We start from the raw sequence: 22,974 nt of genomic DNA, 5'->3' as shown, positions 1-22,974 counted from the left end.
CCTACCCTCCAGCTATCGACTACAGGTAGCAGGGAGAGCTCCTATGAAAATGAGGCGTTGGATCAGTCTGTTAGGCGTGCTGTTGCTGGGCACCGCCGCGTCGGTCGCGAGTGCATCACAAACCAATATAGCGGAAGGCGTCAGTTCGAGACCGGACGTCTCGATCACGCTGAAAACGGGTATCGGCGAAGAGGGAATGTATTTTCAAGGCGTCGGCGGAAAGATCGACGGTCAGATCAATCCGGAAATAAAGATTCCGGAAGGCGCCGTGGTGCAGCTGACGCTCATTAACGGCGACGGCGCCTTGCATGACGTTGCCATCCCCGAGTTCTCGGCGAAGTCCGACCAGGTCGTCGGACGGGACTCGAGTTCGGTTTTCGTGTTCCGTGCCAGTGAAGCCGGCCAGTTCGCCTATTTCTGCAGCATCCCGGGCCACCGGGCTGCCGGCATGGAAGGCAAGCTGATCGTCGGCGAAGGCGACACCGCTGAGCAGGCGGGCTCGTTGGCCGATATCAGCCGCGATCCGACGGATCTGCCGGCGCCGATCGGTGAACGTGAGCCCAAGACGATCAGTGTGGACATGCAGACGGTCGAGAAACAGGCACGGCTTGCCGACGGCACGAGCTATCGCTACTGGACGTTCGACGGCCAGGTGCCGGGGCCGCTGCTGCGCGTGCGTGAAGGCGATACGGTGGATCTCACCCTGAGCAATGCCGAAGACAGCACGATGATCCACTCGGTGGATTTTCATGCCGTCACCGGCCCGGGCGGCGGGGCAAGCGTGCTGCAGGTGCCGCCGGGCGGGCAGAAGAGCCTGTCGTTCAAGGCCATCAAGCCCGGGCTTTATGTCTACCACTGTGCCACGCCGATGGTTGCCCACCATATCGCCAACGGCATGTACGGCATGATTCTGGTCGAACCGGAAGGCGGCCTGCCGCCGGTGGATCACGAGTTCTATGTGATGCAGGGCGAGATCTACACCACCCAGGCCTACGGCCAGCACGGCGAGCAGTCCTTCGACGTGCGCAAGCTGCTGGATGAAAAGCCCGAGTACTACGTATTCAACGGTGCCGTCGGCGCATTGACCGAGCGTCATCCGCTCAAGGCCAAGGTCGGTGAGAGCGTGCGTATCTTCTTCGGTGTGGGCGGCCCGAACGCGACATCCTCGTTCCACGTGATTGGCGAGATGTTCGACAAGGCCTATGCCTGGGGCGGCACCACCAGCGCGCCGGCCGAGCATATCCAGACCATCAGCGTGCCGCCGGGCGGTGCCACGATCGTGGACTTCGAGCTGGAAGTACCGGGCAAGTATGTGCTCGTGGACCACGCGCTCAGCCGCATGGAACGCGGCCTTGCGGGCTTTTTGCAGGTCGAGGGTGAGGACGTGCCCGAGATCTATGCGCCGGGCGAAGGCTAGCCGAACTCATTGATGAACCATCGCCGGCGTCCTTCGGGGCGCCGGTTTTTTTTGCCCAGCGTAAAAGCTCAGATCAACCGATAGGTCCGAAGCCATGCCTGTGCCTGACCCGAGGTCTGCAGGCGAAACGCCACGTTCGGGGGAATCGGGACCGCGTCGTCCGGCGTGAGCGGCCGTTCGATATGCAGCGCATCGATGAAAAGCATGGCATGACCCTGACCGAGTTCGAGCGTTCGCCAATCGCCCGAGGGCGCGCCGGGGTCATCGAATCGATTCGTACCGGTCGAGTCGAGCTCGATATGACGATCGGGCGGCCGATGTTGCAGGATCCGGGCTGGCCATTCCAGGCGATCGCAGCGCAGGCAATCGAAAGACCGGCCCAGCCACGAGGCACGGCCCGCGGCGTGCATGACCCAGGGGCGGTTGATGAACGGTGGGCGGTGGCGCACATGGCGGTTGTGGCCACAGGCCAGCCGCGCCGCCCAGTCGCCTTCGTCGTCGCGGCCAAAACCGAGAATATGGCGCTGCATTCGATTTCCATAAAAAAGGCCACGCGACAAACGCCGCGTGGCCCCAATGCGATGACCGCAGCCGCTTACTTGACGATCAGCTTGCCGTGCATCATCGAGCTGTGGCCCGGGAAGGTGCAGTAGTAGCTGTAGTCACCCCCGGCTTTGAGGTCCGCGGTGCTGAACGTGACGCTCGACGATTCACCGCCGCCGATCAGATCGGTATGGGCGATGATCTTGTCGTCGTCGGGCAGGTACTCGTTGTCCAGGCCGGCCTGCATGCCTTCGGAGGTGATGGCCTGCTTGTCGGCTTCCTTGGACAGCACCCAGTTGTGACCCATCTGGGCCACCGGCATCTTGCCGGTATGCTCGAGGGTGAGCGTGACTTCGTCGCAGTCGGCGGGGACCACGAGTTCGGATTTGTTGAACTGCATCTGGTCGTTACCGCTAATCGACAGCTCGCAGCTATCGGCAGCGGCCGCCGGGCCGGCCATGAATACGGCACCGACCGCGGTCAGCGCGCTTGCAGCTAGAAATTTCTTCATCATTGTCGTTTCCTTTTTACAGGTGGGTGAAAACATCAGCATGGGCACGATAGGGCGAACCCATGCTCATAAAAGCGTTTCGCCCGGCCCACAGAGGCCGAGCATGTTGAGATAACCGCCGGCCGGTGCGTGGTGCATCAGCCAGGGCATGAGGGCGGTCAGCAGACCCAGCACCACCACGAAGGCGCCGCCGGTACGACGGAACGCGGGCCGACGGGTCAGCCGCTGTAGCCGCGACGCGGCGGTTCCCGTGGCGATCAGCGCGGGTGCGGTGCCCAGCCCGAAGGCGAGCATGAGTCCGGCACCCTGAAGACTGCCGCCGCTGAAGGTCGCCGCCACGAGAATGGAATAGACCAGGCCGCAGGGCAGCCAGCCCCAGAGCCCGCCGAGCAGGAGCGCAGGCAGCGCGCCGCGTCGACCGATCAGCGATCGTGCCGCCGGGGAGACGCGATGCCACAGGCGAAATCCCAGATTCTCGATAGGCCGCAGCAGACGCCAGTTCAGTGCGATCTGCAGGCCGATGGCGACCAGCATCGCGCCCGCGAGCGCGCGCAGCACGACGATCAGCACCTGCGGATCGAGCAGCTGACCCAGGCCGACGCCCAGGCCACCGGCCAGGGCGCCGGCGATGGCATAGCTGGTAATACGGCCGCTGTTGTAGAGCAGGGCCGAGGCCAGCGGGCGTCGCCGGCTCTGGGCGCCAAAGGCCAGCGCGATGCCCCCGCACATGGCAATACAGTGGGAACTGCCGACCAGCCCGGCGACCAGGGCCGCAGCGAAGGTGAGCCCGTCCGCGTTCATTGCCGGCCCCCGGGCGATGGGTCGTCCTCGGTGTCCTCGGGATCGTGTTCGGCTTGCCTGCCGTCGGCATCGTCGCCGTCGGCCGGCGCGCTGCTGTCGGCGCCGGTGGACCAGTCATCGTCATCCAGCAGAATCCGGTAGGCGGGGCTGTCCATATCGTCGAACTGGCCATCGCCCACGGCCCAGAAAAAGGCCCACACCGCGATACCGACCAGCAGCAGCGTCAAAGGCAGCAGTACGAGCACGATCGTCATGTCGACACCGCCGGCAGGTGCGTCGGGCGCATTTGTTCGCCGGCTACGACGGGCGTTTGCTGGTCGGCACGGGCAAGGCGGGCGGCGTTGGCGACCACCAGCAGCGAACTGGCCGACATCCCCAGCGCGGCCATCCAAGGCGCCACCATACCCGCGGCTGCCAGGGGCAGGGCGACCAGGTTGTAGCAGGCCGCCCAGGCGAGATTCTGACGCACGACGCGCATGGTGCGACGTGCCATGCGGATGCCGCTGGCCAGATCGCCGAGTTCGGCCCGGGTGAGCAGCATGTCGGCCTGGGCCTGGGCCAGCACCGAGCCGCTGCCCATGGCCACCGACACATCGGCACCACCGAGCACGGGCGCATCGTTGATGCCGTCGCCGACCATGACCACCCGCTTTCCTTTTGCCTGCAGGCTGCGAAGGCGTGCGAGCTTGTCTTCGGGCGTCATGCGGGCACACCAGCTGTCCACGCCCATGCGCCGTGCCATGGCCGCGACCGCGCCCGGGCTGTCGCCGCTGGCGATTTCCAGGGTCAGGCCGAACTCGCGCAGGGCGGCCAGTGCGCCTTCAGCCTGTGGGCGCGGCGTGTCTTGCAGAACAAAGCGAGCGGCCGGGCGCGAATCGATTTCCAGCACGATCGGCGTGCCGCCGTCGTCGGCCTGTTCGGGCAGGCCCAGCCAGGCCGGTTGGCCCAGACGCAGGCGATGCCCGTCCACCGTGCCCTCGATGCCGTGGCCGGCGTGTTCCTGAACATCCTCGGCGAGCAGCGCATCGTGGCTATCCTGTTCGAAGGCACGCGCGATCGGATGGGTCGAATGGGCCTGCAGCGCGGCGGCAAGCCGGCGACAGTGCGCGTCGTCGTAGTCGCTGCCCAGGCATTCGACGTGTTCGATGCCGAGGCGCGCCTCGGTGAGCGTGCCGGTCTTGTCGAGAATCAGATGATCGGCGTTGGCCAACGTCTGCAGAGCGCCCGCCCGGGCCACGAGCAGGCCGCGCCGTGCCAGCGATGCGGTGCCCGCCACCAGCGCCGTGGGCGTGGCCAGCGACAGCGCACAGGGGCAGGTGACCACCAGCACCGACAGCACGATCGGCAGGACCTGATCCGGGGCGACCTGCCACCAGTACAGGCCGGTGGCGCTGGCCAGCAGCAGCACGGCAGAGACGAATACGCCGGCGATACGGTCGGCGAGCAGGGCCAGTCGCGGGCGCTCGCTCTGGGCGCGTTCCAGCAGGCGCACGATACCGGCCACGAGCGTGTTCTGGCCGATGCGTTCAAGCTCGACATCCACGCTCGCGCCCAGATTGAGGCTGCCCGCGATGGCGGTTTCGTCGACGCCGTGGCGCGCTGGCATGAACTCGCCGGACAGCAGTGATTCGTCGAATGTGCTCTCGCCGGCGAGGATGCGCCCGTCCCCGGGTACGACCGCGCCGGCCGGCACGCGGACATGATCGCCCGCGCGCAGCTCGGCCAGCGGCACGGTTTCCGTGTCGCCCTGGGCGCCGATCCGACGCGCGGTGGCCGGCAGGGCACGGGCGCTGTCGCCGGTCGCCATCGCGGCGCGGTGGCGCGCAGTCATTTCCAGAAAACGCGCGGTGGTAAGAAAGAAGACGAACATCGTCACCGAGTCGAAATAGATCTCGCCGCCGGTGAAGAAATGATAGACGCTGGCGACATAGGCGCCGCCAATCGCCAGACTCACGGGCACATCCATCCCCGGTCGGCGCGCGCGCAGGTCGCGCCAGGCGCCGCGCAGAAACGGCATGCCCGAATACAGCAGCACCGGCGTGGCCACGATGAGGCTTACCCCGCGCAGAAACAGCGCGATGTCGGCATCCATGTCGTGATAGATCGCCCCCGCATAGAGCGCGACGGCATACATCATGACCTGCATCATGCCCAGGCCGGCCACGATCAGGCGCTTGAGTGCGGCCCGGCGTTCGCGGGTGAACAGCGGTACGGCCTGGTCGGCGCTGAGCAGATGCGGGCGATAGCCCAACTGCGCGATACGCCGCAACAGCGTCGACAGGGCAACGGTCTGGCGCTGCCAGCGCAGAATCGCGCGACCGGTGGCCGGATTGACCTGGATGAGTTCGACGCCGGCCTCGTCGACGAGCACGCGCTCGATCAGCCAGCTGCAGGCCGCGCAGGTGATGTTTTCCAGCATCAGAACGGCTTCGCACAGGCCGTTGTCGAGCGTGCGCACGTAGTTTTCGCCTACGCTTTCGCGATCGTAGGCGTTCCATTCGTCGTCCTGTGCCAGCGCGCTATCGGGGGTGGGCGCGTATTCGCTGCGAAAACGATAGAACTCGCCCAACCCGCCTTCGTCGATCAGCCGTGCCACCGCCTCGCAGCCGGCACAACACATGGGCTGGTCGATGCCGGCGATCGCAACATGGCGCAGCGGCCCTTTCGGCAAGGCCTCGCCACAGTGATAGCAATGGCCGCGGGCGTCGCTCACGCGCTATCGACTCCACCGTGTGGGGCCAAGCGCACGCTGGCGTGGTCGGCATCGAGCTGACCGGTCACGATCCAGGCGCCGTCGGCCGGCGCAAGCCGCAGCTCGCGATCGCCGACAATGCGCGCACCCGTGCTGCCGTGGTAGATGCCCGCGCTGTTGCGCTTGAGTTCGATGGTCTGATCGCCGCTGGCACGGGTGGCATGCACCAGCGCCAGACGCAGGGTCGCCGGCGCATGCTCGAAGCCGTCCACCCGCAGGCTGACCCGGCCGGTATCGCGATCGACCTGGGCGTTGGCGCTAAGCTGCAACCGTTCGGCGGCCTCGCGCGCGGTGGCGTCTTCGGTATAGGTCAGCGCAACCTTGGCATAGTCCTCCACCACCAGATCGGGCGGCCCGGCCATGGTGGTAATGATGACCACCCAGAACACCACCGAGGCCAGCGGCGGTGCCATCAGCGCCCACGGCCAGACGTGGCGATACCAGGGGCGAGCGGTTTGGGTCATCGACATGGTATTCACCGGTTGATCGGCATATGAAAGCGCGTGGTCTCGCTGACCGATACCTGGCCATCGACGCTATACGCACGCAGGACGATGTCATGCCCGCCACCCTGGACATCGCGGCTGTCGACGACAACACGCGCGGGCAGGTTGCGGACTTCGCCCGGAGCAACGCGCACGCGTTCCGGATCGGTATCGACCGAGTAGGCGTTGTTGCCTTCGACCTCGACACGATACAGACGCGGCTCTTGGCTCATGTTCATGAGCTTGATGGTGTAGACGTTCGCCACATGAGTATCGTCGACTACGCGATAAAGGGCGTTGCGGTCGGGCAGGATATCCATGCGCAGCGGATTGCGCAGGCCGATGCCCAGCACGAAGGCCGAGGCGAGCACGACCAGCAGGGCGGCATAGATGAGCACGCGCGGGCGCAGCAGCGACGAGCGCTTGCCTTCGAGTGCGTTCTCGCTGGTGTAGCGAATCAGCCCGCGCGGGTAGTTCATGCGGTCCATCACGGTATCGCAGGCATCGGCACAGGCACCGCAGTTGATGCATTCGTACTGGAGGCCCTCGCGGATGTCGATCCCGGTCGGGCAGACCTGAACACACATGGTGCAGTCGATACAGTCGCCCAGACCCACGCTGCGCGGATCCGTGCTGCGCTTGCGCGGGCCCCGCGGTTCGCCACGGTTCGGATCGTAGGACACGGTATAGGTGTCGCGATCGAACATCGCACTCTGAAAGCGCGCATAGGGGCACATGTACAGGCAGACGTTCTCACGCAGGAAACCGGCGTTGCCCCAGGTCGCGAACCCGTAGAACAGCGTCCAGAACAGCTCCCAGCCGCCCACATCGAGGGTGAGAAAACGCGCGCCGAGATCGGTGATGGGGGTGAAAAAACCCACGAAGGTGAAGCCGGTCCACAAGCCGAGCAGCACCCAGATCGTGTGCTTGGTGGTCTTGCGCCAGATCTTGTCGGCGTTCCAGGGCCCGCGATCGAGCTTGATGCGATGCATGCGGTCGCCTTCGATCTTGCTTTCAACCCAGAGGAAGACCTCGGTCCAGACCGTCTGCGGGCAGGCATAGCCGCACCATACCCGGCCGACCACGGCGGTGACGAAAAACAAACCCAGCGCACAGATGACCAGCAGCAGAGTCAGGTAGATGAAATCCTGGGGCCAGAACGTCAGACCGAGGATATGAAACTGACGCGCAGGCAGGTCGAACAGCACTGCCTGGCGACCGTTCCAGGGCACCCAGGGCAACAGATAGAAAAGGCCCAGCAGCACGAACACCATGATCGTGCGCAGGCGCTGATAAAAGCCCTTGATTTCGCGCGGGTAGGTCTTGGCCCGCGACTGGTACATGCTGATCGGCTGTACCGGTGCGGCCTCCGCGGACGCGCCCTTGCGGTTATTGCGATGCGTCTGCTGGCGGGTCGTCATTTCGTATCACGTGGCGTGGGGTCGGGGCGTGTCGTTCTGGGCCGACGCATGAGAACAACGGTCAACGCGCTCGAGGCTGCGCCGATCGCCCAGAACATGAGAAAGCCGAGCGCATAGCCGGCTTCGCGGCTGAGTTCGATATCCGGCAACGTCTGCATGCGCAGCGTTGCCGGATCGATATTGGCGAAGAACACGATCGATCCCACGCCGGCGACCAGAAACGCGGGCCAGAGCGTCGCACCCCAGATATGGATGCGACGCCGGGTGTCACGCTTGTAGTAAGTCGTGTTCTTCATGGCATACCTATTCGCTATCGCTGGGCGCGGATGCCGCTCCGTCGGGATGCGACAGGCTGTAGACATAGGCCGCGAGCACGTGCACCCGATCCTCGCCGAGCAGGTCGGCGTGCGCGGGCATCTGGTTCGTACGGCCATTAGCGACGATGTCGCGAATCTGCTCGATCGAACCGCCGTGCAGCCACACGTCGTCGGTGAGGTTGGGCGCGCCGATGGCCTGATTACCCGTACCGTCCATGCCGTGACAGCCCACACAGGTCGCGGCGAAGCGCTCCTTGCCGGCTTCTACGAGTTCCGGGTTGGGCGACGTGCGACCGTTGAGCTGGTACACATAGGCTGCCACTTCCTTGACGCCGTCCTCGCCGAGTACCGGCTTCCAGCCCGGCATCATGCCGCTGCGCCCGTTGAGGATCGTCTGCGTGATCGTCTCGGGGGCACCGCCGTACAGCCAGTCGTTGTCGGTCAGGTTCGGATAGCCGGTCGCACCGCGGGCGTCCGAGCCGTGGCAGACCGCACAGTTGTTGGCGAACAGGCGCCGGCCGGTGTCCATTGCGTCGCTGTTCTCGGCGAGCGCCGGGATCGGCGTGGCGGCATATTCGGCAAACAGCGGCGCGACGCGTTGCTCGACTTCGGCGACCTGCTCTTCGTAGGCGTCGTACTGGCTCCAGCCCAGCAGGCCCTGGAACTTGCCCAGCCCCGGATAGAGCACCAGATAGCCCAGCGCGAAGATGATGGTCAGGTAGAACAGCCACAGCCACCAGCGCGGCATCGGCTTGTTGTACTCCATCAGGTCGCCGTCCCAGACGTGGCCCGTGGTCTCGTCGGCCGAGGCCTCGCCGGGACGCGGCTTGGCGGTCCAGCGGATCAGCAGAAAGCAGCCGACGATGTTCGCCAGTGCCAGGACGGTGATGAATACACTCCAGAAATTACTCATGACCGACGCTCCCCATGCTGGCGGTCATCGCCATTGTCGTTAAGAGGCAGACGCGAGGCTTCATCGAAGTCCGCGCGACGGCGGCTGCTGTAGGCCCACACGACGATTCCAAGGAACATCACCAAGAACACGAGCGTGATGATTCCCATCAATGTGCCGACGGTCATGCTATTTCTCCTGCGCCGAGAAATTGGTGCCCAGGTGCTGCAGATAGGCGATGACGGCCTGCATCTCGGTCTTGCCCTCCAGCTCCGCCTGGGCCTCGTCAACCTGGGCGTCGGTGTAGGGCACGTTCAGCCAGTCCTTCTGAACGCGCATGCGCGTTGCCACCTGCTCGGCGTCGACCTCGTTGTCGGCCAGCCAGGGAAAGCCCGGCATGTTCGACTGCGGTACCACGTCGCGCGGGTTCATCAGATGCGCGCGATGCCATTCGTCGGTATAGCGGCCGCCGATACGGGCCAGGTCCGGGCCCGTACGCTTGGAGCCCCACTGGAAGGGGCGGTCGTAGACAAACTCGCCCGCTACCGAGTAGTGGCCATAGCGCTCGGTTTCGGCGCGGAACGGGCGGATCATCTGCGAGTGGCAGTTGTAGCAGCCTTCGCGCACGTAGATATCGCGCCCGGCCAGTTCCAGCGGTCCGTAGGGCTCGATGCCCTCGGCCGGCTGGGTTGTGGATGCAGAGAAGAACAGCGGCACGATTTCGACCAGCCCGCCGATGCTCACCACGAGCACGACGAGGATGGCCATCAGACCGATGTTCTTTTCGACTACTTCATGCGATGCCATGAATGGATCTCCCTCGATTAAGCCGTGGCCGGCGCGGTTTGCGCGACGCTATGCGGGCCGGAAATGGTGCGCCAGGTGTTCCAGGCCATGATCACCATGCCGGCGAGGAACAGCAGACCGCCCAGCAGCCGCACCGCGTAGTAGGGGTAGGTCGCCTGCAGCGCCTGAATGAAGCTGTAGGTGAGCGTGCCGTCGGGGTTGCTCGCGCCCCACATCAGGCCCTGCATGACACCCGAGATCCACATCGCGGCGATATAGAGCACCACGCCGATCGTCGCCACCCAGAAATGCAGGCTGATGGCCTTCACGCTGTACATCTGCGTCTTGCCGTACAGGCGCGGAATGAGCGCATACAGCGAGCCGATGGTGATGAAGGCGACCCAGCCCAGCGCGCCGGCGTGGACATGGCCGATGGTCCAGTCGGTGTAGTGCGAAAGCGCATTCACCGTCTTGATCGACATCATCGGGCCTTCGAAGGTGGCCATGCCGTAGAACGACAGCGACACGATCAGAAAGCGGATGATCGGATCGTCGCGCAGCTTGTGCCAGGCGCCCGAGAGGGTAAGGATGCCGTTGATCATGCCGCCCCAGGACGGCGCCAGCAGGATCAGCGAGAACGCCATGCCCAGCGACTGTGCCCATTCCGGCAGCGACGTGTAGTGCAGATGGTGCGGCCCGGCCCACATATAGACCGAGATCAGCGCCCAGAAGTGCACCACCGACAGCCGGTAGGAATAGATCGGACGGCCGGCCTGCTTGGGCACGAAGTAGTACATCATGCCGAGGAAGCCCGCGGTCAGGAAAAAGCCCACCGCGTTATGGCCATACCACCACTGGACCATGGCATCGACCGCGCCGGAATAGACCGGGTAGGAATGCGTCCACGAAGTGGGAATCTGGATGCTGTTGACGATATGCAGCAGTGCGACCGCGAGCACGTAGCCGCCGAAGAACCAGTTGGCCACGTAGATGTGTTTGGTCTTGCGCTTGACGATGGTGCCGAAGAACACGATCGCGTAGACCACCCAGACGACGGCGATCAGGATATCGATCGGCCAGATCAGTTCGGCGTATTCCTTGCCTTGCGTCAGGCCCAGCGGCAGCGAGATCACCGCCCCCACGATGGCCGCCTGCCAGCCCCAGAAGGTGAAGGCGGCCAGCTTGAAGCGGTCGCCGAACAGGCCGGCATGACAGGTGCGTTGCACCACGTAGTAGGAGGTGGCAAACAGGCCCGAGCCGCCGAACGCGAAAATCACCGCGTTCGTATGCAGCGGTCGCAGGCGGCTGTACGTCAGCCAGGGGATATCAAAGTTGAGGGAGGGGAAGAGCAGCTGGGCGGCGATCAACACCCCCACGGCCATCCCGATAATCCCCCAGAACACGGTGACCAGTGCAAACTGGCGCACCACCTTTTCGTTATAGCGCGGGGTTGCGTCCATTGATCGTTCCAGCGGTTGCAAGACCAGACAACCCCCGGTTTTCGCTGCGATTTCGAATTGTTCTCAGCGAGCCGGGGTACGGCGACGCGCAGATGCTAGACCCCGGGCCGGGCAAGCGAATTGATCTAAATCAAATTTGGCGGCGCACCGGGAAGCGACCCCCGTATCGACGGCCTCGGCGGTCGATCGGCCCAACTCTGGGAACGGCGAGAATCGTCAGGAACACACCGGCGCTGCGCGTGCCGACCGGATCGCGCAGACACGCTCAGCGGCGTAAACGCGGGCGACGATGGCAGCTTGTGTGCGGGGAGGGTGAGCGGAAGAAAACGTCGCCCACAAAAAAGCCGGCATCTGCCGGCCTGCATGGATTATCCGAAGTGGGGATGGCTCCCCGGGACGGGCTCGAACCGCCGACCTAGTGATTAACAGTCACCCGCTCTACCAACTGAGCTACCGGGGAATCGGATATCCGCTTGTGTTCGCTCTCTAGCGAAGGCCGCGTATGCTAGGGGACTGCCATGCGTTTGGCAAGCACGAATCGCAAATTTTTACGGTTCGACGCGTGAGCCGTCCGACAGTGGCGGCGCCTCCGGCATGGGTGTCTCGACGTAGGCCCTGGGCAGGTGATTGAACCGTCTCGCACGACGCTTGTTTTCGGGCCAATCGTGCCAATCGTGGATATTCATGAGCGAAAGCAGTTTCAAACTCAAGGCAGACTGGGCGCCGGCCGGCGATCAGCCCGCGGCGATAGAAGGCCTGGTGGAAGGCCTGGACGACGGGCTGGCCCACCAGGTCCTGCTGGGCGTGACCGGTTCGGGCAAGACGTTCACCATGGCGAACGTCGCGATGCGGTCGGGCCGGCCCATGCTCGTCATGGCGCCGAACAAGACCCTGGCCGCCCAGTTGTACGGCGAAATGCGCGAGTTCTTCCCCGACAACGCGGTCGAGTACTTCGTGTCGTACTATGACTATTACCAGCCGGAAGCCTATGTGCCGGCCTCGGATACGTTTATCGAGAAGGACTCGTCGGTCAACGAGCATATCGAGCAGATGCGCCTGTCGGCGACCAAGGCGCTCATGGAGCGTCGCGACACCATCATCGTGGCCTCGGTCTCGGCGATCTACGGCCTGGGTGATCCGAAGGCCTATTTCTCGATGGTGCTGCATCTGGACCAGGGCGATCGCATCGGCCAGCGCGATATCGTCAAGCGCCTCACCGAGCTGCAGTACAAGCGCAACGACGTGGCGCTGGAACGCGGCTGCTATCGCGTGCGCGGCGAAATCATCGACGTATTCCCGGCCGAGGCCGACGACGAGGCCGTGCGTATCGAGCTGTTCGACGACGAGGTCGAACGGCTGTCGTATTTCGATCCGCTTACCGGCAGCGTCAACCGCAAGGTGCCGCGCCTGACCATCTATCCCAAGACCCATTACGTGACCCCGCGCGAGCGCATGGTCGGGGCCATGGATTCGATCAAGGCCGAGATGAAGGAGCGGGTCAAACAGTTCGAGTCCCAGGGCAAGCTCCTCGAAGCCCAGCGGATCGAACAGCGCACGCTCTTCGATCTGGAGATGATCAACGAAATCGGCTTCTGTTCGGGTATCGAGAACTACTCGCGTTATCTGTCGGGCCGTGCGCCGGGTGAGCCGCCGCCCTGTCTCCTCGACTACCTGCCGGACGACGCCATCATGGTGCTCGACGAATCGCATGTGACCGTTCCGCAGATCGGCGGCATGTACAAGGGCGACCGGGCACGCAAGGAAACGCTCGTGGAATACGGCTTCCGGCTGCCTTCGGCGCTGGACAACCGTCCGCTCAAGTTCGAGGAATTCGAGCGCGTGGCGCCACAGATGATTTATGTATCGGCCACGCCGGGCAACTACGAAACCGAGCATGCCGACAACACCGTGGAACAGGTCGTGCGGCCCACCGGCCTGGTGGACCCCGAGGTCGAAATCCGCCCGGCGGGCAATCAGGTCGACGACCTGCTGTCCGAGATCAAGGAAGTCACCGCCAAGAATCAACGCGTACTGGTCACCACGCTGACCAAGCGCATGGCCGAGGATCTGACCGAATACCTGCACGAGGCCGGTGTCGCGGTGCGTTATCTGCACTCGGATATCGATACCGTCGAACGCAGCGAGATCATTCGCGATCTGCGTCTGGGCGAGTTCGACGTGCTGGTCGGCATCAACCTGCTGCGCGAGGGGCTGGATATTCCCGAGGTCGCGCTGGTGGGTATTCTCGACGCCGACAAGGAAGGCTTCCTGCGTGCCGAGCGCTCGCTCATCCAGACCATCGGCCGCGCCGCACGCAACGTGGACGGCCGCGCAATTCTCTATGCCGATCAGATTACCGGTTCCATGCGTCGCGCCCTGGACGAAACCGAGCGCCGTCGCGCCAAGCAGATCGCCTTCAACGAAGAGCACGGTATTACGCCGAAAACCATCCAGAAGGCGGTGGCCGACGTCATGCGCCACGGCTACGAGGAATACAGTGAGGTCAAGGAGCGCAAGAAGGTGGCCGAAGTCGGCGCCGACTATGCCCGCATGACCCCGAGCCAGCTGGCCAAGGAAATCGAAAAGCTCGAAAAACAGATGTTCAAGCACGCCGAGAACCTGGAATTCGAGCAGGCCGGCGAGATCCGCGACCGGATCGGCAAGCTGCGCGAGCACGCCTTCGATCTGCCCGCGAAAGCCGGTTGATCCACCGCTGCTGACGAGCGGACATTCGTGGCCGCCGAAGCCAGGTAAGGGCATGTGCTCGTCACCGGCGGTCCGGGCTCAGGTACCAGTACGCTCGCCGAGGCACTCGCCGGGCGTATGGCGGCGACCTGGGTCGAGGCAGACGATTATTACTGGAAGCCCAGTGATCCGCCGTTCCAGTACAAATACGGCACGGCCGAGCGCGCCCAGCGATTGCTCGAGGCTTTGGCACGGGCAGAGCGCGCCGTGGTGGCGGGGTCGGTGATGGGATGGGGCGACGCCGTGGAAACAGCCTTTGATCGCATCATTTTTATTTGTACCGATCCCGCGACGCGCATGGCCCGCCTGCAGGCGCGCGAACGCCAGCGCTATGGCGAAGCCAGGCCGGGTTTTCTCGAATGGGCGGCTGGCTATGATGGCGGCGATCGTCCTGGGCGCACACTGGCCAGGCATCGGGCCTGGCTCGACCAGCGCCATGTGCCGTTGCCTCAGCTCGATGGCGGCGATGCGCTCGACGCCCTGGTCGCGCAGGCCCAAACCTTCTGTGCGCCGAGCGCGATTTAATCAAACGTACCGAAAAGCGAAAATGTTGCCGTAAAGGGTTGCCTCGGCCCGTCCGCGCCGGTATTGTTTCGCACCTCGACAGGCGCGTAGCTCAGTTGGTTAGAGCGCTACCTTGACATGGTAGAGGTCGGTGGTTCGAATCCACTCGCGCCTACCAGTTTGTTTATCTCTGGTTGTCGTGCCGTGGTTTCGATATCACGGCGATCGACGGGATTCTCACCACCGACCCTGCGGGTCGGGGTTGTCGGCTTCTNGGCGAAGCCGATCCTTCGGACTCCCTTTGGTCGCGTTCCCTCGCTTCGCGAGGTTATCGAATCCACTCGCGCCTACCAGTTTGTTTATCTCTGGTTGTCGTGCCGTGGTTTCGATATCACGGCGATCGACGGGATTCTCAGCACCGACCCGGCGGGTCGGGGTTGTCGGCTTCTGGCGAAGCCGATCCTTCGGACTCCCTTCGGTCGCGTTCCCTCGCTTTGCGAGGTTATCGAATCCACTCGCGCCTGCCACCAGAATGATCGAGAAAGCCGCAGCCGGGTTCTCCCGCCCGCGGCTTTTTTGTTTGAGGCATTCGCCAGGCGGCGAATGACATGCACGCGGCCTCTGGTATGGGCCGCCACTGACAAAAGGAATGCCATGCCCGCTATTACTCTTCCCGACGGTTCCGTCAAACAGTTCGACCATCCGGTGACCGGCATGCAGGTGGCCGAGTCGATCGGCGCGGGGCTGGCAAAAGCCACGCTCGCGGCCCGTATCGATGGGCGCCTTGCCGACGCCTGTGTCGAGATCGATCACGATGCCGAAGTCGCGCTGATTACGGCGCGCGATCCCGAGGGGCTGGATATCATCCGCCACTCCTGTGCGCATCTGCTCGGGCAGGCGCTCAAGACGATCTACCCGAACGTCCAGATGGCCATCGGGCCGGTCATTGACGAGGGCTTTTATTACGATATCGCCATCGATCGCACGCTCACGCCCGAAGATCTCGAAAAGATAGAGGCACGCATGCACGAACTGGCCGAGCGCGATCATGAGGTGATCCGCGAGGTGGTCACTCGTGAAAAGGCGCTGGCCACCTTCGAGGCCCGGAACGAGCCCTACAAGCAAGAAATCGTGCGGGGTATCCCCGAGGGCGAGACCATCGCCCTGTATCACCACGAAGACTACACGGACATGTGTATCGGCCCCCATGTGCCGAACTCGCGCCACCTGCGTGCCTTCAAGCTGACCAGCCTCGCCGGCGCCTACTGGCGCGGCGATGCCGACAACGAGATGCTGACCCGTATCTACGGCACCGCCTGGGCGAACCAGAAAGACCTCAAAGCTTATCTGGCCCATATAGAAGAAGCCAAGAAGCGGGATCATCGCCTGATCGGTCGGCGCCAGGATCTTTTCCATATTCAGGAAGAAGCGCCGGGCATGGTGTTCTGGCATGACCGCGGCTGGCAGATCTATCTGCAGATCACCGACTACATTCGCGCGCGTCTCAAGCGCCAGGGTTATCGCGAGGTGCATACGCCGTCGCTGATCGACCTGTCGCTGTGGGAAAAGTCGGGCCACGCCGACAAGTTCATGGACAACATGTTCATCACCGGCTCCGAAGAGCGCCAGTTCGCGGTCAAGCCGATGAACTGTCCGGCGCATGTGCAGATCTACAACCGCGGGCTCAAGAGCTATCGCGACCTGCCCCTGCGCCTGGCCGAGTTCGGTTCCTGCCACCGCAACGAGGCCTCGGGCACGCTGCACGGACTGATGCGCGTGCGCGGCTTCACCCAGGACGACGCGCATATCTTCTGCACCGAGGCCCAGATCGGCGAAGAGGTCGGTGCCTTCATCGACCTGCTTTACACGGTCTATCGTGACTTCGGCTTCGACGATGTGCTGATCAAGCTGTCGACCCGGCCCGAGAAGCGGGTCGGCTCCGATGCGGTCTGGGATAAGTCCGAAGCGGCACTCCAGCAGTGTCTGGAAGACAAGGGGCTGGGCTTCGAGCTGCAGCCGGGCGAGGGCGCCTTCTACGGGCCGAAGATCGAGTTCTCCCTGCGCGACTGTCTGAACCGTGTCTGGCAGCTGGGCACTGTCCAGCTCGATTTCTCGATGCCCGACCGTCTGGGCGCCGAGTACGTGGATGAAAACGGCGACCGTCAGGTGCCGGTGATGATCCATCGCGCCATTCTCGGTTCGCTGGAACGCTTCATCGGCATTCTGATCGAGCACTATGCCGGGTCGATGCCGCTATGGCTGTCGCCGTCGCAGGCCGTGCTGCTCAACATCACCGATGCCCAGTCCGATTTCGTGAACGCGACCGCCAACACCCTGCGGGACGCGGGACTGCGGGTCGATACGGACTTGCGTAACGAAAAGATCGGCTACAAGATTCGAGAACATACGATGCAGCGCGTGCCTTACCTGCTGGTGGTGGGCGATCGCGAGGTCGAGTCGAACGCCGTGGCCGTGAGGACACGGGAAGGCGAGGACCTCGGCACGATGAGCGTGGAAGCGTTCATCGAGATGGCCAACGAGCGGATCGAGGCGAGAAATTAGCTGTAAAGGCTGGTGCGCGCGCGATCATCTGGTATACTCGCGCGCTTCGCGCAATTCGTGCGTGCATCAAGCTGTACGGATATGCCGGTAATGCAAGGAGGACGCTGAAATCGCTTCTGGACAAAAGGATCGTCGCAACGATGCGATAACCGCGCGGGAAGTCCGCGTGATCGACCCCGACGGGGAACAAGTCGGCATCATGCGAATCGAGGATGCGCTTGAAAAAGCAGGCGAGTACTCGCTCGACCTGGTCGAGGTCTCGCCGAACGCCAATCCGCCGGTCACGCGGATCATGGACTACGGCAAACACATCTTCGAGAAAAAGAAGACCCAGCAGGCCGGTAAGCAGAAACAGAAGCAGACGCAGCTCAAGGAAGTGAAGTTCCGCCCGGGTACGGACAAGGGCGACTACAACATCAAGCTGCGTAAGCTCAAGGAGTTTCTGGAGGACGGCGACAAGATCAAGATCACGCTGCGGTTCCGCGGCCGCGAAATGGCGCATCAGGAGCTCGGCATGGAGCTGATGAACCGGGTTCGCGACGATCTTGAGGAAATGGCTGGCGTTGAGCAGCATCCGGAAATGCAGGGTCGCCTCATGACTATGGTCATGGCGCCGCTCAAGGGCGTGCCCAAGAACAGCAAGAAGTAACCAGCCCCCGTTTTTTCGGGGACATGTCGATTTAGAGAGAAGTTATGCCCAAGCTCAAGACGAACCGCGGTGCCGCAAAGCGTTTCAAGCGTACCGGCAGCGGCAAGCTCCGTCGCCGTCGTGCTTTCGACAACCATATCCTGACCAAGAAGGCGCCCAAGCGTAAGCGCCGTCTGGCCCAGGGTGCGCTGGTTGCGCATTGCGATCAGCCCGCGATGGATCGCCTGATCCCCTACAAGTAGCGATTTCGCGCGGCCGAGAGTTGCCGCGGTCATTGCATATCAGTTCGGCTCGTCGCCATGCCGGTTTGTATGGCGACGTATTGTTTTCAAACAGTTATAAACAGGAAACGCGAAAATGGCACGAGTCAGTCGCGGCGTGACGGCCAAGGCCCGTCACAAGAAAGTGCTCAAGCAGGCTAAGGGTTATTACGGTGCGCGTAGTCGCACGTATCGCGTTGCCCGCCAGGCCGTATTCAAGGCCGGTCAGTATGCCTATCGTGACCGTCGCAACCGCAAGCGCGATTTCCGCGCGCTGTGGATCACCCGCATCAGCGCGGGCGCGAAAGAGCTGGGTATCTCCTACAGCAAGCTCATGAACGGTCTGAAGAAGTCCGGCGTTGAGCTGGACCGCAAGATCCTTGCGGATCTCGCGGTGCGCGACAAGGCCACGTTCGCGGCGCTCGTCGAGCAGGCGAAGTCCGCCCAGGCCTGACCCGTGTCGCCCGATTTTCTTGAATCGGGCGTTTCCGACCGGCCGGCGTCGTATTCGATGCCGGCAAGCGCTCGAGCATTCTTCGAAAGGGAAAGGCGTCTGCCTTTCCCTTTCGTGTTTGTGAGCGGTTATTTCATCGGCCGGCGGTCCGCGCGAACGCCAGCCCGAGGAGTTGCGGCGCATGACTAGCGAACTCGATCGCCTGCGCGAGCAGGCCGTGGCCGACATCGAGGCGGCCGAAAGCCTCCAGGCGCTCGACGCCCACCGCGTGGCGCTGCTGGGCAAGAAAGGGCAGGTAACCGCCCAGCTCAAGCAGCTGGGCGCGCTGGCGCCCGAGCAGCGCCGGGAAGAGGGCGCGCGGATCAATCGGGTCAAGGATGAACTGGCCGAGGCGATCAATGCACGTCGGCAGGCGCTCGAAGCCGAGGCGCTGGCTCGCCGCATGGCCGAGGAAAGCGTCGATGTGACCCTGCCGGGGCGTGGGCGCAGGCCGGGTGCGGCGCATCCGATCACGCTCACCCGACAACGTATCGAACGCCTGTTCGTGCACAACGGTTTCGAGGTCGTGCAGGGGCCCGAGATCGAAGACGACTACCACAACTTCGAGGCCCTGAACGTACCGCCGGATCATCCCGCGCGGGCGATGCAGGATACCTTTTATGTCGACGGCGCCCGGCTGCTGCTTCGCACCCATACGTCGCCCGTGCAGGTGCGCACGATGGAATCGCGGCAGCCGCCCATTCGTATCATCGCGCCGGGCAGGGTGTATCGCTGCGATTCCGATCGCACCCATAGCCCCATGTTTCACCAGGTCGAAGCGCTTTACGTGGCCGAGCACGTGAGCTTCGCCCAGCTCCGAGCCGAATTGCAGGCCTTTCTCGAAGCGTTCTTTGCGACCTCGCTCAAGCTGCGCTTTCGCCCGTCCTACTTTCCATTCACCGAGCCCTCGGCCGAAGTCGATATCGACGGCCGGAGCCTGGGTACGGGGTCGGGCTGGATGGAGGTGCTGGGCTGCGGCATGGTGCATCCCAACGTGCTCGAAGCGGCCGGTATCGACAGCCGTCGCTACACCGGCTATGCGCTGGGTATGGGCGTGGAGCGCCTGGCGATGTTGCGCTATGGCGTGACGGACCTGCGCCAGTTCTACGACAACGATCTGCGTTTTCTCGAGCAGTTTGCCTAGCTCACGTACCCGCTGCAGGCGGGGCGACCGTTCTTTCGATATTGGCTGATGTATGAAGATTAGCGAACAATGGCTGCGCGAATGGGTCGATACGAGCGCCTCGATCGATGATCTGGCCCAGCAGCTCACCATGGCGGGCCTTGAAGTCGACGATATGCTCGACGGCGGCCCGCTGCTGGATGGCGTGGTGGTCGGCCGCATTCTCGAGTGTGAGCCGCATCCCGAGGCCGATCGGCTCAAGCTGTGCCGTGTTGACGCAGGCGAGGCGGCACCGTTGGCGATTGTCTGTGGTGCGCCCAACGCCCGCGCTGGCCTCGTGGTGCCGGTTGCCCGCGTGGGGGCGACCCTGCCGAATGGGTTGACCATCGAAGCCGCCGAAATTCGCGGCCAAGCCTCGGCCGGCATGCTCTGCAGCGCCAGCGAACTGGGCTTGAGCACGGATGCCAGCGGCTTGTGGCCGCTAAGCGATGATGCGGAGCCCGGCACGCCGGTGGCCGATTATCTGGGCCTGCCCGATCGCATACTCGATATCGATCTGACGCCCAACCGGGGCGATTGCCTGAGCGTACGCGGTGTGGCGCGTGAAGTCGCCGTCGCCGAAGACGTGGCGCTGAAGACGCCTGACGTGGCCCCGGTCACGGCTACGATCGAAACCCGGCCGGTGGTTCGTATCGAGGCGCCCGAGCGCTGTGTGGCCTATGCCGCGCGTGCGATCGAAGACACGTCGGCCGGGGCGTCGACGCCGGTCTGGATGGCCGAACGCCTGCGCCGCTCTGGCATACGCCGTATCAGCCTGCCGGTGGATATCGGCAATTACGTCATGCTCGAGTTCGGCCAGCCGATGCATGCTTTCGATGCCGACAAACTCGACGGCGCGATTCATGTACGCCTGGCCACGGCCGACGAGCGGATCGTCACGCTCGACGGCGAAGAGGTGACCCTGTCGGCCGATACGCTGGTGATCGCCGATGAGACCGGCCCGGTCGCAATCGCGGGCATGATCGGCGGCGAGCGCACCGCGGTCGACGCCAACACCCGTAACCTGGTGTTCGAATCCGCCTGCTTCACCCCCGCGGCAGTCGCAGGCCAGGGCCGGCGTTACAAGATTCATACGGATTCCCTGCACCGCTTCGAGCGGGGCGTGGACCCGGCGCTGCACCGGCTCGCCCTCGAACGAGCCACACAACTGCTGGTCACCCATGGTGGTGGCGGGGCCGGGCCGTTGAGCGTCGCCGAAGGTACCCCGGTATGGTCCGAACAACGACGTATCGCACTCGACGGTGCGCACGTCGAACGGCTGCTGGGCCAGCCGATCGAGCCGGCCTGGATCGAAAAAGCGCTGACCGCGCTGGGCATCGAAATCCAGGCGAGCGGCGAAAACCGTTGGACGGCCATGCCGCCAAGCTGGCGCTACGATCTCGAGATCGAAGCCGACCTCATCGAGGAAGTCGCCCGCGTTTACGGCTACGATCGGCTGCAAAGCGGGGATCCCGGCGTGGCGCTTCCGCCCGTACCCGCGGACGGCGGTTTCGATCCCGCCGGCCATGTTGCACCGGCGTTGCAGGCGCGCGGCTACAGCGAAGCGATCACCTACAGCTTCGTTGAAGCCGGTCTGCATGCCGAACTGACCGGCGGCGAGCCGGCTGTCGTGCTGGACAATCCGATATCCGACCAGCTTGCGGAAATGCGGCGCACGCTCTGGGCGAGTCTGTTGCCGAGCTGGCATCACAACGCGCGGCGCCAGCAGAGCAGCATCCGTTTATACGAGCGGGGGCTACGCTTCATCCCGAACGAACAGGCCGAAAACGGCATCGGCCAGTACGATACCCTTGCCGGGCTCGCCAGCGGCCTGGCCGACGATACGCACTGGGATCGCGCCGGCCGGGCCCTCGACTTCTTCGATGTAAAAGGCGATGTGGAAGCGCTGTTCGCCGGTACCGCCGGACGGCTCGCATTCGAGGCGGCCACGCATCCGGCGTTGCACCCGGGCCGCACTGCACGGATTCTGCTGGACGGAACGGCCGTGGGCTGGATGGGGCAGTTATCGCCCGCCTTCTCGAAGCGCTATAAGAACATAGAGTTACCCTATGTTTTTGAAGTGGATTACGAGGCGGTGAGAAAAGCACCGGTCATCCGCTTCGAGGCGCTTTCAGAGCAGCCGACGGTACGTCGCGATCTCGCGCTGGTGGTTGCCGAGGCCGTCCCCGTCGCCGCGCTCGTCGATGCGATCGAAAGCGTCGACTCGCCCGAGCTACGCTCGATACAGGTCTTTGACGTGTTTCGCGGCGAGGGGCTTGAGACTGGTTTCAAGAGCGTGGCTTTAGGCTTGATTTTCCAAGATAAAGCGAGCACGCTTACTGACGATCGGGTGGAGAGAATAATAGATCGTGTTCTGGCGGTTCTTCAGGAACGCTGCGACGCGCGAATCAGGGGTGAATAAGCGTGGCACTGACCAAAGCGGATCTTACCGAGAGTCTTTTCGACCAGCTCGGTTTCAACAAGCGCGAGTCCAAGGAGTTTGTCGACTGCTTCTTCGAAGAGGTGCGTCAGACGCTGGAGGACGGCGAGTACGTGAAGCTGTCCGGTTTCGGTAATTTCGAACTCCGGGACAAGAACCAGCGCCCCGGGCGTAACCCCAAGACCGGCGAGGAGATTCCGATCTCGGCCCGTCGTGTGGTGAGCTTCAAGCCGGGCCAGAAGATGCGCGCACGCGTCGAGTCGAGCATTGACGCAAACAGCTGAAGAACTGCCGCGAATCCCCGACAAGCGCTACTTCACGATCGGTGAAGTCAGCGATCTGTGTCGGGTCAAGCCGCATGTGCTGCGCTACTGGGAGCAGGAGTTCACTCAGCTCAAGCCGGTAAAGCGTCGCGGCAACCGTCGGTATTACCAACAGCATGACGTGATCATCGCTCGTGATATCCGCATGCTGCTCTACGAACAGGGTTTCACGATCCAGGGTGCACGCCTTCAGCTACGCGATAAAGGGCGTGTTCTGGCGTCCCTGCCGGTCGCCAGTGCGGCCGATTCGCTGGCCTCGATTCGCCATGAACTCGAGGCGATCGCGCAGCGCCTGGAATAACTCAATCGATGTGCCCGTGTTTGACGATTATTGCTCGACGTACGGCATATCTCTGTTAACATACGCATCTTCTCGGGGTATGGCGCAGCTTGGTAGCGCGTCTGCATGGGGTGCAGAAGGTCGTAGGTTCAAATCCTGCTACCCCGACCA

23 protein-coding genes and 3 tRNA genes are annotated in these 22,974 nt (G+C 63.5%); 13 read left to right on the top strand and 13 right to left on the bottom strand.

Going from position 1 to position 22,974, the window contains the following annotated elements; all coding sequences use genetic code 11:
- The first annotated feature begins 43 nt into the window (after window positions 1–43).
- Complete coding sequence (gene nirK, locus CMN27_RS01595; protein WP_293623648.1) at window positions 44–1,417, top strand: copper-containing nitrite reductase; 1,374 nt, start codon at window positions 44–46, stop codon at window positions 1,415–1,417.
- 68 nt (window positions 1,418–1,485) lie between these two features.
- Here nirK and CMN27_RS01590 read toward each other — a convergent pair whose 3' ends face one another.
- The 13 genes from CMN27_RS01590 to CMN27_RS01530 all read right to left on the bottom strand — a co-directional run bounded on the left by CMN27_RS01590 (window position 1,486) and on the right by CMN27_RS01530 (window position 11,845).
- Entirely contained in the window at window positions 1,486–1,947 is a 462-nt protein-coding gene (locus tag CMN27_RS01590) for a DUF3565 domain-containing protein (RefSeq protein WP_293623647.1), read from the bottom strand.
- Between the two features lie 65 nt (window positions 1,948–2,012).
- Window positions 2,013–2,474 carry an azurin gene (gene azu / locus CMN27_RS01585; RefSeq protein WP_366515384.1) on the bottom strand — a complete coding sequence of 154 codons (462 nt, stop codon included), beginning with the start codon at window positions 2,472–2,474 and terminating at the stop codon, window positions 2,013–2,015.
- 63 nt (window positions 2,475–2,537) lie between these two features.
- The gene (locus CMN27_RS01580) at window positions 2,538–3,272 is read right to left on the bottom strand and encodes a sulfite exporter TauE/SafE family protein (RefSeq protein WP_293623645.1); all 735 of its coding nucleotides are present in this window, start codon (window positions 3,270–3,272) and stop codon (window positions 2,538–2,540) included.
- Window positions 3,269–3,526: a cbb3-type cytochrome oxidase assembly protein CcoS gene (gene ccoS, locus CMN27_RS01575; protein ID WP_293623644.1), complete on the bottom strand. Its 258-nt coding sequence runs from the start codon at window positions 3,524–3,526 to the stop codon at window positions 3,269–3,271. The genes CMN27_RS01580 and ccoS overlap by 4 nt, the downstream gene beginning before the upstream one ends.
- Window positions 3,523–5,985, bottom strand: coding sequence for a heavy metal translocating P-type ATPase (locus CMN27_RS01570; RefSeq protein WP_293623643.1), 2,463 nt, complete (start codon window positions 5,983–5,985; stop codon window positions 3,523–3,525). The genes ccoS and CMN27_RS01570 overlap by 4 nt, the downstream gene beginning before the upstream one ends.
- Window positions 5,982–6,494: a FixH family protein gene (locus CMN27_RS01565; protein ID WP_293623642.1), complete on the bottom strand. Its 513-nt coding sequence runs from the start codon at window positions 6,492–6,494 to the stop codon at window positions 5,982–5,984. Before CMN27_RS01565 ends, CMN27_RS01570 begins: the two co-directional genes overlap by 4 nt.
- Window positions 6,495–6,499: 5 nt before the next feature.
- Window positions 6,500–7,930 carry a cytochrome c oxidase accessory protein CcoG gene (gene ccoG / locus CMN27_RS01560; RefSeq protein WP_293623641.1) on the bottom strand — a complete coding sequence of 477 codons (1,431 nt, stop codon included), beginning with the start codon at window positions 7,928–7,930 and terminating at the stop codon, window positions 6,500–6,502.
- Window positions 7,927–8,226 (bottom strand): hypothetical protein, encoded by a 300-nt coding sequence (locus tag CMN27_RS01555; RefSeq protein ID WP_293623640.1) that lies wholly within the window; start codon window positions 8,224–8,226, stop codon window positions 7,927–7,929. The genes ccoG and CMN27_RS01555 overlap by 4 nt, the downstream gene beginning before the upstream one ends.
- A gap of 7 nt (window positions 8,227–8,233) precedes the next feature.
- Window positions 8,234–9,160: a cytochrome-c oxidase, cbb3-type subunit III gene (gene ccoP / locus CMN27_RS01550; protein WP_293623639.1), complete on the bottom strand. Its 927-nt coding sequence runs from the start codon at window positions 9,158–9,160 to the stop codon at window positions 8,234–8,236.
- Window positions 9,157–9,327 (bottom strand): cbb3-type cytochrome c oxidase subunit 3, encoded by a 171-nt coding sequence (locus tag CMN27_RS01545; RefSeq protein WP_293623638.1) that lies wholly within the window; start codon window positions 9,325–9,327, stop codon window positions 9,157–9,159. The genes ccoP and CMN27_RS01545 overlap by 4 nt, the downstream gene beginning before the upstream one ends.
- Window position 9,328: 1 nt before the next feature.
- Window positions 9,329–9,946 carry a cytochrome-c oxidase, cbb3-type subunit II gene (gene ccoO, locus CMN27_RS01540; RefSeq protein WP_293623637.1) on the bottom strand — a complete coding sequence of 206 codons (618 nt, stop codon included), beginning with the start codon at window positions 9,944–9,946 and terminating at the stop codon, window positions 9,329–9,331.
- A gap of 17 nt (window positions 9,947–9,963) precedes the next feature.
- Entirely contained in the window at window positions 9,964–11,385 is a 1,422-nt protein-coding gene (gene ccoN / locus CMN27_RS01535) for a cytochrome-c oxidase, cbb3-type subunit I (protein ID WP_348766644.1), read from the bottom strand.
- A gap of 384 nt (window positions 11,386–11,769) precedes the next feature.
- Window positions 11,770–11,845: transfer RNA gene (locus tag CMN27_RS01530), tRNA-Asn, on the bottom strand.
- Between the two features lie 224 nt (window positions 11,846–12,069).
- Between CMN27_RS01530 and uvrB the strand changes: the two genes are divergently transcribed.
- The 12 genes from uvrB to CMN27_RS01470 all read left to right on the top strand — a co-directional run bounded on the left by uvrB (window position 12,070) and on the right by CMN27_RS01470 (window position 22,974).
- Complete coding sequence (gene uvrB / locus CMN27_RS01525; protein WP_293623636.1) at window positions 12,070–14,091, top strand: excinuclease ABC subunit UvrB; 2,022 nt, start codon at window positions 12,070–12,072, stop codon at window positions 14,089–14,091.
- 54 nt (window positions 14,092–14,145) lie between these two features.
- Window positions 14,146–14,655 (top strand): AAA family ATPase, encoded by a 510-nt coding sequence (locus CMN27_RS01520; protein WP_293623635.1) that lies wholly within the window; start codon window positions 14,146–14,148, stop codon window positions 14,653–14,655.
- Window positions 14,656–14,735: 80 nt separating this feature from the next.
- Window positions 14,736–14,812, top strand: a tRNA-Val gene (locus CMN27_RS01515).
- 476 nt (window positions 14,813–15,288) lie between these two features.
- Window positions 15,289–17,196 (top strand): threonine--tRNA ligase, encoded by a 1,908-nt coding sequence (gene thrS / locus CMN27_RS01510; RefSeq protein WP_293623634.1) that lies wholly within the window; start codon window positions 15,289–15,291, stop codon window positions 17,194–17,196.
- A gap of 109 nt (window positions 17,197–17,305) precedes the next feature.
- On the top strand, window positions 17,306–17,845 hold the full coding sequence (gene infC, locus CMN27_RS01505) for a translation initiation factor IF-3 (RefSeq protein ID WP_293623686.1): 540 nt from the start codon (window positions 17,306–17,308) through the stop codon (window positions 17,843–17,845).
- Window positions 17,846–17,889: 44 nt separating this feature from the next.
- On the top strand, window positions 17,890–18,087 hold the full coding sequence (rpmI, locus tag CMN27_RS01500; RefSeq protein WP_293623633.1) for a 50S ribosomal protein L35: 198 nt from the start codon (window positions 17,890–17,892) through the stop codon (window positions 18,085–18,087).
- A 115-nt stretch (window positions 18,088–18,202) separates the two neighbouring features.
- A complete protein-coding gene (gene rplT, locus CMN27_RS01495) occupies window positions 18,203–18,559 on the top strand; it encodes a 50S ribosomal protein L20 (protein WP_293623632.1) in 357 nt (118 codons plus the stop codon).
- Between the two features lie 181 nt (window positions 18,560–18,740).
- Window positions 18,741–19,742: a phenylalanine--tRNA ligase subunit alpha gene (gene pheS / locus CMN27_RS01490; protein ID WP_293623631.1), complete on the top strand. Its 1,002-nt coding sequence runs from the start codon at window positions 18,741–18,743 to the stop codon at window positions 19,740–19,742.
- Window positions 19,743–19,794: 52 nt separating this feature from the next.
- The gene (gene pheT / locus CMN27_RS01485) at window positions 19,795–22,182 is read left to right on the top strand and encodes a phenylalanine--tRNA ligase subunit beta (RefSeq protein ID WP_293623630.1); all 2,388 of its coding nucleotides are present in this window, start codon (window positions 19,795–19,797) and stop codon (window positions 22,180–22,182) included.
- 2 nt (window positions 22,183–22,184) lie between these two features.
- Entirely contained in the window at window positions 22,185–22,484 is a 300-nt protein-coding gene (locus CMN27_RS01480) for an integration host factor subunit alpha (RefSeq protein ID WP_293623629.1), read from the top strand.
- On the top strand, window positions 22,468–22,824 hold the full coding sequence (locus tag CMN27_RS01475) for a MerR family transcriptional regulator (protein ID WP_348766638.1): 357 nt from the start codon (window positions 22,468–22,470) through the stop codon (window positions 22,822–22,824). The genes CMN27_RS01480 and CMN27_RS01475 overlap by 17 nt, the downstream gene beginning before the upstream one ends.
- Before the next feature lie 73 nt (window positions 22,825–22,897).
- Window positions 22,898–22,974: transfer RNA gene (locus CMN27_RS01470), tRNA-Pro, on the top strand.

Source organism: Salinisphaera sp., from assembly GCF_002729955.1.
Classification (GTDB): domain Bacteria; phylum Pseudomonadota; class Gammaproteobacteria; order Nevskiales; family Salinisphaeraceae; genus Salinisphaera.
This window is presented reverse-complemented; position numbering and strand designations above follow the sequence as displayed.

Coding starts and splice junctions, on each gene's coding strand:
- CMN27_RS01565 (WP_293623642.1), bottom strand. CDS start 6,494: ATGTCGATGACCCAAACCGCTCGCCCCTGGTATCGCCACGTCTGGCCG.
- ccoP (WP_293623639.1), bottom strand. CDS start 9,160: ATGAGTAATTTCTGGAGTGTATTCATCACCGTCCTGGCACTGGCGAAC.
- azu (WP_366515384.1), bottom strand. CDS start 2,474: ATGATGAAGAAATTTCTAGCTGCAAGCGCGCTGACCGCGGTCGGTGCC.
- pheS (WP_293623631.1), top strand. CDS start 18,741: ATGACTAGCGAACTCGATCGCCTGCGCGAGCAGGCCGTGGCCGACATC.
- ccoG (WP_293623641.1), bottom strand. CDS start 7,930: ATGACGACCCGCCAGCAGACGCATCGCAATAACCGCAAGGGCGCGTCC.
- thrS (WP_293623634.1), top strand. CDS start 15,289: ATGCCCGCTATTACTCTTCCCGACGGTTCCGTCAAACAGTTCGACCAT.
- uvrB (WP_293623636.1), top strand. CDS start 12,070: ATGAGCGAAAGCAGTTTCAAACTCAAGGCAGACTGGGCGCCGGCCGGC.
- nirK (WP_293623648.1), top strand. CDS start 44: ATGAAAATGAGGCGTTGGATCAGTCTGTTAGGCGTGCTGTTGCTGGGC.
- CMN27_RS01590 (WP_293623647.1), bottom strand. CDS start 1,947: ATGCAGCGCCATATTCTCGGTTTTGGCCGCGACGACGAAGGCGACTGG.
- ccoO (WP_293623637.1), bottom strand. CDS start 9,946: ATGGCATCGCATGAAGTAGTCGAAAAGAACATCGGTCTGATGGCCATC.
- CMN27_RS01580 (WP_293623645.1), bottom strand. CDS start 3,272: ATGAACGCGGACGGGCTCACCTTCGCTGCGGCCCTGGTCGCCGGGCTG.
- rplT (WP_293623632.1), top strand. CDS start 18,203: ATGGCACGAGTCAGTCGCGGCGTGACGGCCAAGGCCCGTCACAAGAAA.
- rpmI (WP_293623633.1), top strand. CDS start 17,890: ATGCCCAAGCTCAAGACGAACCGCGGTGCCGCAAAGCGTTTCAAGCGT.
- pheT (WP_293623630.1), top strand. CDS start 19,795: ATGAAGATTAGCGAACAATGGCTGCGCGAATGGGTCGATACGAGCGCC.
- ccoS (WP_293623644.1), bottom strand. CDS start 3,526: ATGACGATCGTGCTCGTACTGCTGCCTTTGACGCTGCTGCTGGTCGGT.
- CMN27_RS01545 (WP_293623638.1), bottom strand. CDS start 9,327: ATGACCGTCGGCACATTGATGGGAATCATCACGCTCGTGTTCTTGGTG.
- CMN27_RS01555 (WP_293623640.1), bottom strand. CDS start 8,226: ATGAAGAACACGACTTACTACAAGCGTGACACCCGGCGTCGCATCCAT.
- ccoN (WP_348766644.1), bottom strand. CDS start 11,385: ATGGACGCAACCCCGCGCTATAACGAAAAGGTGGTGCGCCAGTTTGCA.